Genomic DNA, 8,745 nt, shown 5'->3' with positions numbered 1-8,745 from the left:
AAAGGATCTCATCCGTTTTTTCACTAAAGAGGGGTAAATAGCCATAATCACCTCCGGCAATGATTTAGAGTATTGACCATTGCGAGGGAGGTGTAAATTAGGAAGTTATTTTTAGACTATTCCTTACTCGGGGGATCAGGATATGTGCTGCAACAATTTTGCAACCCTTTCCTGGCTTCAAACCATTGACTGGTCAGGCAAACAGGATTTTCTTGCCACCGGGCAGAAAGATTTTTTTGACGAGAATGATCAGGCTTATCAAACCGTTCGCGCTTCCGGCAATCTGACACTGTTTACCTTTCCAACAGCAGGTCACCTGGTGCCTATGGATCAGCCTAAACTTGCGTTCGATATGATGCAGAATTTTGTTCAACAGAACAGTATGAGTCAGTGGTTCTACAAGCTGCAGGACCCGATTAGATCAGAAGATCTCTGAACGGTGACAGGAAATTAAAAGTGAGCCCGGAGAATACCGGGCTCTGAATGTCATGTCAGGGCGCTTTTCTCAAAGCACTGTAGCCGACACCTGTCACAATAGTACCCAATGCAATGGCCATGGCATAACCACCCACATTACTGATGGCCTCTGGAATCATCATCACAAAAACACCACCATGAGGTGCTTTCAGTCCAATGCCCATCCACATGGACAGAGCACCCGTCAGCGCTGAGCCGACCATGCTGCAGGGAATCACTCTCAAAGGATCACGGGCCGCAAAGGGAATCGCGCCTTCGGTGATAAAACAAAGTCCCAGAATGCCCGCTGCTTTGCCACCTTCCATCTCTTCCTTACTGAATTTTCTTTTTGCCAGCAGGGTAGCCAGAGCAAGGCCCAGAGGCGGTACCATACCTGCAGCCATGACAGCGGCCATGGGTCCATATGTCTGACTGGTAATCAGGCCTACACCAAATGTATAGGCCGCTTTGTTAACAGGGCCTCCCATATCAAAAGCCATCATGGCACCCAGCAACGCTCCCAGCAGCAGGGCATTGGTGCCGTTCATGCTTTGCAGGAAAGCAGTCATGGTGTCCATGATGCTTTTAACCGGAGCGCCAACTACGTAAATCATTAACAAACCAGTTATTAATGAACTCAGCAGCGGGATCACCAGTACCGGCATAAGGCTTTCCATGGTTGCCGGAAGTCGTACAACTTTCTTCACACCGTTGGCAGAGTAACCTGCGATAAAGCCAGCAATGATTCCACCCAGAAAACCGGCCCCCAGCGTAGAGGCCAACATACCACCAATCATGCCCGGTGCCAGACCGGGGCGCTCTGCAATAGAGAAGGCAATGTAACCTGCCAGAACAGGCACCATGAGAGCAAAAGCACTACCACCACCGATGCTCATCAAAGCAGCAGCCAGTGTTCCTTCCTGCTCAAAGGCATTGATACCAAAAGCAAAAGACAGGGCAATGATCAGACCACCAGCCACTACCAGCGGCAGCATATAGGAGACACCGGTCAATAGATGTTGGTATGCACCTGAGGCCTTTTTCTTCTCTACCGTCGTTTTGTTTGTCGCTTGAGCCTTAAGCTCGTGACCTTCAACCAGAGCTCTTTTAATGACGGACTCTGCTTTTTTCAACGCTTCGCCAGTAGAGGTTCTGAACACCTTTTTACCGGCAAAACGTCCGGTATCCACTTCAATATCAGTGGCCAGAATCACAACATCGGCTTCAGCGATCTGCTCAGTCGTTAAAGGATCTTTGGCACCGGCAGAACCCTGTTTTTCAACCAGGATGTCGTAACCCAGAGACTTACCTGCTTCAACCAATGCCTCAGCAGACATAAAAGTATGAGCAACCCCGGTCGGACAGGCAGTGACAGCAACGACTTTTTTGCCTTGAGCAACATGGGTTTCCAGTGGCTTTGATTCGACTTCAGCTTGCTCAATCACAGCGGCTGGATTGTCCAGAACAGCCTGGGCAGTCGTCTTGTATACAGGCCTGCCTTTCAATCTTTCAACCAGCTCACTGCTGACGCTGTCACAAGCAATCAGGACGTAATCTGCACTGCCAAGCACAGCATCGTCCAGCCGCTCCTTGGTTAGAGGACTGTCTACTTCAACACTCAGCTGTATGCCTTTGGCAGAAGCTTCACTGGCTAACTTATCTGCTGCAAGAAAACAGCTTGCCACACCGAAAGGGCAGGCACTGATTAATACATAATGCTTCATTGTATTCCCCATTTAGCGGGCAGATCCGGCCAACTTCACCTTGTTTCCAATTTCGCTGACTTCAACAGAAGCCAGATACTCCATCAGTGCTTCTTCTGAGCACTCACCTACTCCAGGCTGGGAAACTGCTTTCATGCCACAGGCTGTGGCCAATTTAGCCCAATCCTTTCTCGTCAACTCCCGGGTAATCCCAAACAGGCAGGCCGCCATCATGGAATCTCCAGCACCCACGGTACTGATCACTTTTACTTTTCCTGGCAGTGCCTTCAAAGCTTGATGGTGATGAATAAACCAGGCTCCATCGGCGCCACAGGACAGAACAACATCATTGATGCCTGCTTCTGACAGCTCAGATGCCACTTCAACGGCCTGTTTCTGATCCATCGATTGCTTTGCCCAGTCAGATAGCTCAGACAAATTCGGCTTGATCAGGTCGGGTTTCACCCGAATGGCTGCCTCCAGAGCTCTGCCACTGGTATCGACTGCCAGGCTCACACCCAGTATTTTAATGGCCTGTAAGAACTGTTCATAAGCTTGCAGTGAAATACCCGGAGGCAAACTGCCGCATACTGCGACAAACGATACACAAGACTGTTTTCGTATAATGTCCAGGACGGCATCCAGGTCAGCATCACTGGCATGAAACCCCGGAAAATTGATATCCGTTACTTCTTCTGTAGAGCGGTCAACCAACTTGATGTTGGAACGAACAGCACCTTCAAGAGTCACAAACTGACTGTCTATTTGATGCTGTCCGAGATATTCCTGGAACAGCCATTGATCTTTTTCGCCCATCAATCCGGTGGCCAACACTTCAGCCCCCAGATCTGACAATACCCGAGCCACATTAATTCCCTTGCCACCCATGGTTTCTGTGACATGACCCACAGTATTGACTGCATCAACGTTCAGCTTTTCGAGCTGTACTGTCTGGTCCTTGGCAGGGTTCAGCGTTACCGTAACGATCATTCACCCAGTCCTTCTCTGATCGCCTGTTCCAGTGCACCCATCGCTTCCTGAGCATCCGGTCCGCTTGCCTTCACTTCAATGGTTGTGCCTTTGGTGATCCCTAGACTCAGCAGCTTCATCAGGCTTTTGCCATTGATGAATGCGTTACTTTTATTTGGATTTCTGACTTCTACCCGCGACTCAAACGATTTGACGGTCGATACAAAAACCTTACCAGGACGGGCATGCATGCCATTGGGATTAAAAATAGTGAACTCTCTGCTCAACACATCATCCGCTGGTGCTGGCCAGCCATTGCCTTTTGCCGCATTCAACAATTCCGAGATTGAAACACTTTCCAACTTGCTCGATAGGTCAGTATCATCAGCCCAGGAGCCAATCTGTTTGAGAGCCGCAACATGAATAGCGTCACAAGCGGATACAGCCACCAGCAAATTGACAGACTTGCCCGAAAAAGAAACCGGATCAGCGGGTATCACCAAGGCAATCCCCGTAGAGGTGGCCTTGGCAGTACTGATAAAGGCTATTGAACCCGATACGATCGCATGCGTTTTTGCCAGAGCTTCCTCAGCACCTGATTCCAGGTAACCACCCGTATCCAGCAGTGAGGCTGCAACAGCTTTCAATGCAAAGGGAGTGCGCACATCAACACGTGGACGAACCAGTTCTTCAGACAGCAGTTGACGCTCTTTGGACTGAGGATTAATGGCCTCAATAACATCCTGGGGGTTTTCTGTTTTTGCCAGATGAGCACAAAGATCGTCGTTATCCAGTACTCGCGTTAATCCACTCAGGATCTGCAGATGTTCATTGGAGCGGGCTGCTATCCCAACAGCCATATAGACCTTATCACCCTCTCCCCAGTCAACGCCTTGTGGGAACTGGAGTATGACCACACCGGTTTGTTTAACCGCATCACGGCTGTCCGGCGTACCATGAGGGATAGCAATACCATTTCCCAGAAACGTGGAAGAGATCGCTTCACGCGCTTTCAGACCTGCAGTGTAAGCTTCAGTGGTATATCCAACCTCAACCATTTTCTGGCCGATTAGCTCGATTACCTGTAACTTATCTTCAGCAGATTGATTTAGGAAAATACTGGATAAATTCAGTGTTAACATATGGGCTAAACCGTTTCAGCAATGCCCAGCATATTAGCTGAACCGATTTAGCTTATGAATAATTTGTTGTCCTCTGTGACAGTTTTTTTGATATGGATCATTTCTTTCGCCCATGAAGTTAGAAGATTTGGCGAGACTGGCCGGCGTTTCCAAGTCCACAGCCAGCATTATTCTCAACGGACATGCCGAGCGCTATCGCATCAGCGAGAAGACCTGTAAAAGGGTTCTGGAACTAGCCAGTGAGCATCACTATGTTGCCAATGCTCAGGCAGCCGGACTCAGAAGCAGTAACAGTAAACTGCTGGCCCTGATTCTGCCGGATTTGCTCCATCATGGTTTTGCAGAACTCAGCAAGCATCTTGAACGTTTAGCCAGAAAAGCAGGCTACCAACTGATCATCAGTTGCTCCGATGATGAGCCGGAGATGGAAGAAGTACTGGTCAGAACTCTGACTGGACGCAAAGTGGAAGCCATCATCTCTGTCAGCACAGTCACTGACTACAGTGTTTATCATCAGGCGGAAAAACGAGGCATTCCGGTGATTCTGCTGGACCGTTTTCAGTCCGGTGCAAAGCTGGACACCATCATCAGTGATGATCGTCAGGCAGCCAAGGAGCTCACCCAGGTAATGCTGACCGGAAAACCCGGCGCGATTGCCTATTTTGGTGGTAATCAGGCTCTGGATAACTGTCGCCTGAGATTCCAGGGTTTCAGTGAAGCTCTGGAAGAGTCCGGCGAAGCTGAAAACATTGCAACAGTGCATCATCTGGATTATTCCGTCGAGGCGGGATACAGCATGATGAAAGATTATTTCAGGCAACATCAGTCGCTGCCAGAAAAGCTGTTTACCGGCTCATTCACTTTGATGGAAGGCGTTCTGCAGTTTACTCGTGGGCATCTGGATAAAATGCCAGAACAGGTAGACTGGGCGACTTTTGGTGACAGCTATATTCTTGATCTGCTGCCTTTCACCATCCATTCAGCCCGGCAACAGTATGAAGAGATGGCCAAAAGGGCTATGAAGAGCCTGGACGCAAAGTTCAACAAGCGCGAGTATCAACGTCAGATCGTACTCTGTCGGGAAATTATCTGTCGTCGAATCTAGTAGGCCGACCTATCCATGCCAGGTCAGATTCCTGGATGTCTTATCGCCGCTCAAAAGTTATCAATAACCGATAGAGTTTGAGCGGCCAGACTGGCCTTGCACACACATTCTTACCAATGAATTTTTCCCGGAATATACTGGGCGACCAACTCCCTATAATGCTTCTCAAGCGATTTTTGTCCGACATGGGTTTCTGACGACTTGCTGTACAAATCGTATTGATTAAAGATTTCGACCCATTTCATATTCTGACGATCCTGGTCGTTCATAAGTCCCAGGTATCTTGGTTCTCTGCCGGTATGAAGAGGGTAAAGTGAGTGATAACGAATAACAAACAGGGCTTCATCTGGCAGACGGGATTGATTCTTCTGCACCTGATACAGGTATTCATCGTGCCCCCGGTCATGATCACCTGATCCAGTCCCACACCCGGCTTGTACAAACCGTAATCGGTATTCATTTTGGGGTTTTTAAGATCAGGATTAGCCTTTAGATAGTCAAAGCAAACAATCTGTTCCGAATGCCTCAAGCCTGTTGGAAAGGTATCTCCGACCACGGCCCACTGGGGTTCTCCCCAGAAAATCAGAGCTTTACCCATATCGTGAATAAACCCGACCACCTGCAGCCACTCCGGCAAACCATCGCGCCGTATGGCTTCGGCGGCCTGATAGGAATGTTCAAGCTGTGACAGATCAATATCGGGATCACTGTTGTCCACGACCTTATCAAGCTGCTCCAGCATTCCCCAGGCTGTTTCCTCGCCCTGCTTCAACGGCTGATACAACGTCAGGCGGTCCCTGGCAAAGTCATAGCTTTGTTTCTCATGATGCTCTTTGTAGAACCGGCGAACATGCTCTGGAGCGTCTTCATAGTTGCGGAAAGTTCGCCCATCTTTATTGGTTTGTTTTTCGTCACCCGACAGGGCAAAGGCGTATGGAAACTGAGAGGCAAACGAGGAGGAAGTCAGCGCAGCGAGAAAACCACGTCGAGAAATCTTCATAACATTCACTGTAGGAAAAAAGGAATGCTCAACTCTATAGCACAAGAATTCGCCACTGACATTCAGGTAAGGACTGCTTCAAACATTGGCGTATTTTTCAGCATGCCCCAGCCAGCGAAAAATTAAGGGCTCTGCATTTTGTGGCGCTTCTCTCAGCACTATCTGACCTGCATTCCTGACCTGATCCAGCAAAACCGCATCCCGCTCAAGATCTGCCACTTTGAACTGGGCAAGGCCCGTCTGCCGGGTACCCAGTACTTCTCCAGGTCCGCGTAATTCCAGATCTTTCTCAGCGATAACAAAACCATCACTGGAATCACGCATGACCTGTAAACGCTCTTTGCTTTGCTGTGAAAGGGGAGCGTGATACATCAGAAGGCAATGGCTGGCTATTGTGCCACGACCCACTCGCCCTCTTAATTGATGTAACTGAGCCAGGCCCAGTCGTTCCGGGTTTTCAATAATCATCAGGCTGGCGTTGGGGACATCGACTCCTACTTCAATGACCGTAGTTGCCACCAGCAAGTGCATATGCCCGGACTTGAAAGCGTCCATCACTTCCAGTTTTTCTGCCGCTTTCATACGACCATGGACTAAACCTATGGAAAGCTCTGGCAAAGTTTCACGCAGCTGCTCTGCTGTTACTTCAGCAGCCTGACACTGCAAGACTTCTGACTCTTCTATTAATGTGCATACCCAGTATGCCTGACGCCCCTCCAGACAGGCGGATCGCAGGCGCTCTATGACCTGATCACGACGATCATCGCCAATCACTACGGTATTAATGGGTGTCCTGCCCGGGGGTAACTCATCAATCACTGAACAATCCAGATCAGCGTAGGCACTCATAGCCAGAGTCCGGGGAATAGGTGTGGCTGTCATAATTAACTGATGAGGCTGGCCACCATTCAGCTCACCTTTTTTACGCAGGGCCATTCTTTGATGAACACCAAAACGATGCTGTTCGTCGATAATAGCCAGGCCCAGCTTCTTGAACTGCACTTCATCCTGAAAAAGGGCGTGAGTACCCACGACGACCGCAGCATCACCCTGGGCAATTTCATCCAGTACCTGCTGTCGTTTTTTCCCTTTGGTCTTTCCCGAAAGATAAGCGACGGAAATACCCAAAGGTTTCAACCAACCTTTAAAATTCTTCTCATGCTGCTCGGCCAGTATTTCAGTCGGCGCCATAACAGCAGCCTGATAGCCATTCTCCACAGCCTGAAGAGCAGCCAGGGCAGCTACGACCGTTTTGCCTGATCCAACATCGCCTTGAAGCAGCCTTAACATAGGCTCTGGTTGCATCATGTCCTGACTGATTTCCGCCAGTACCTTTTCCTGAGCACCAGTCAGAGAAAAAGGCAATTGCTCACGAAAGTCACGGGTAAAAGTCTGCTTGGGGGACATCTCATAACTTTTCACGGTTCGGATCAGAGTACGTAGCTTTTGCATGCTCAGGTTGTGAGCCAGAAGTTCTTCAAATGCCAATCGTATCTGCGCCGGATGACGACCTTCAGAAAGCAGCTCAACGGAAACATCGGGAGGAGGAGAGTGAAGAAACTCCACAGCATCGACCAGTGACCCTAATTGATATTTCCGTCGTACGTCTTCGGGCAACCATTCCTGAAGAGCATCAGAGTGGTTCAGCTGTTCCAGAGCCTGTTCGCAGAGACTGCGAATTCTTTGCTGAGTCAGCCCTTCAGTAGCGGGATAAACCGGTGTCAGGGTTGCTTCAACATCCAGATCGTCATCGGGTTTGATAACGTTGTATTCAGGATGGTAAATCTCCAGACCCGACGCTCCCCGTCGAGGTTCACCAAAACAACGAATCTCGGTTCCAGGTTTGAGATTATTCTTCTGGGCACTGGAAAAATGATAGAACCGCAACCCAACAGAACCGGTGCCATCGCTGATACGGCAAAGCAGACTCCGGCGCTTCCCCATCAAAACATCAGAAGCGACCACTGAGCCCTGAATGACATAATCTCCTTCCGGATGAATCGCAGCAATAGGAGTGATACGGGTACGATCCTGATATCTCAAAGGGAGATGAAAAAGCAGGTCCTGCAGATTATGGATATGGATTTTCGCCAGCTTATCGGCAAGTGCAGCCCCGACACCTTTCAATGCCGTCACAGGAATCTCATGCAGGAGCTTCACCATATCACCTCAATACACCGGTTTCCGTTTGCTCTTGATACTTATCATTATCACAGAAGGTGCGCTTCCAACCCAACTGCAACTATAGGACTTACGCATTGATGGCACCTGCTAATTTTGGTAGCAGGTGGTCTTTACTCTTTGCAAAACTCTCAATGAATTTACCAACCGTCTCTTTAAATAGCCCCCGTTGGTGCTGATAAATATTCG

Annotated in this window: 6 protein-coding genes and 2 pseudogenes; 2 read left to right on the top strand and 6 right to left on the bottom strand. The window is 49.2% G+C overall.

Annotated elements, in window-relative coordinates; translation table 11 throughout:
- The first annotated feature begins 118 nt into the window (after positions 1-118).
- Entirely contained in the window at positions 119-436 is a 318-nt protein-coding gene (locus ACR2PX_RS20455) for a S10 family serine carboxypeptidase-like protein (RefSeq protein WP_434001209.1), read from the top strand.
- Positions 437-491: 55 nt separating this feature from the next.
- On the opposite strand, the gene ACR2PX_RS20450 is transcribed toward ACR2PX_RS20455, so the two are convergent.
- Genes ACR2PX_RS20450 through fruB form a run of 3 tightly spaced genes read right to left on the bottom strand, consistent with a single transcriptional unit; the run spans position 492 to position 4,270 of the window.
- Positions 492-2,180, bottom strand: a complete 1,689-nt coding sequence (locus ACR2PX_RS20450; protein ID WP_434001208.1) for a PTS fructose-like transporter subunit IIB — start codon at positions 2,178-2,180, stop codon at positions 492-494.
- Between the two features lie 12 nt (positions 2,181-2,192).
- A complete protein-coding gene (gene pfkB / locus ACR2PX_RS20445; protein ID WP_434001207.1) occupies positions 2,193-3,149 on the bottom strand; it encodes a 1-phosphofructokinase in 957 nt (318 codons plus the stop codon).
- A complete protein-coding gene (gene fruB / locus ACR2PX_RS20440; protein ID WP_434001206.1) occupies positions 3,146-4,270 on the bottom strand; it encodes a fused PTS fructose transporter subunit IIA/HPr protein in 1,125 nt (374 codons plus the stop codon). Before fruB ends, pfkB begins: the two co-directional genes overlap by 4 nt.
- A gap of 112 nt (positions 4,271-4,382) precedes the next feature.
- Here fruB and ACR2PX_RS20435 point away from each other — a divergent pair, with 112 nt between their 5' ends.
- Positions 4,383-5,375, top strand: a complete 993-nt coding sequence (locus ACR2PX_RS20435; protein ID WP_434001205.1) for a LacI family DNA-binding transcriptional regulator — start codon at positions 4,383-4,385, stop codon at positions 5,373-5,375.
- Between the two features lie 110 nt (positions 5,376-5,485).
- Here ACR2PX_RS20435 and ACR2PX_RS20430 read toward each other — a convergent pair.
- The 3 genes and pseudogenes from ACR2PX_RS20430 to ACR2PX_RS20420 form a co-directional block, all read right to left on the bottom strand.
- A pseudogene (locus ACR2PX_RS20430) lies at positions 5,486-6,375 on the bottom strand (inositol oxygenase family protein).
- Between the two features lie 78 nt (positions 6,376-6,453).
- The gene (gene recG / locus ACR2PX_RS20425; protein ID WP_434001204.1) at positions 6,454-8,538 is read right to left on the bottom strand and encodes an ATP-dependent DNA helicase RecG; all 2,085 of its coding nucleotides are present in this window, start codon (positions 8,536-8,538) and stop codon (positions 6,454-6,456) included.
- An 88-nt stretch (positions 8,539-8,626) separates the two neighbouring features.
- Positions 8,627-8,745: pseudogene (locus ACR2PX_RS20420) on the bottom strand (IS701 family transposase); the annotation flags it as partial.

The organism is Endozoicomonas sp. (assembly GCF_051008435.1).
Classification (GTDB): Bacteria; Pseudomonadota; Gammaproteobacteria; order Pseudomonadales; family Endozoicomonadaceae; genus Endozoicomonas_A.
Note: the sequence above shows the minus strand (reverse complement) of the source record. Positions and strands in the feature narration are given on the sequence as shown.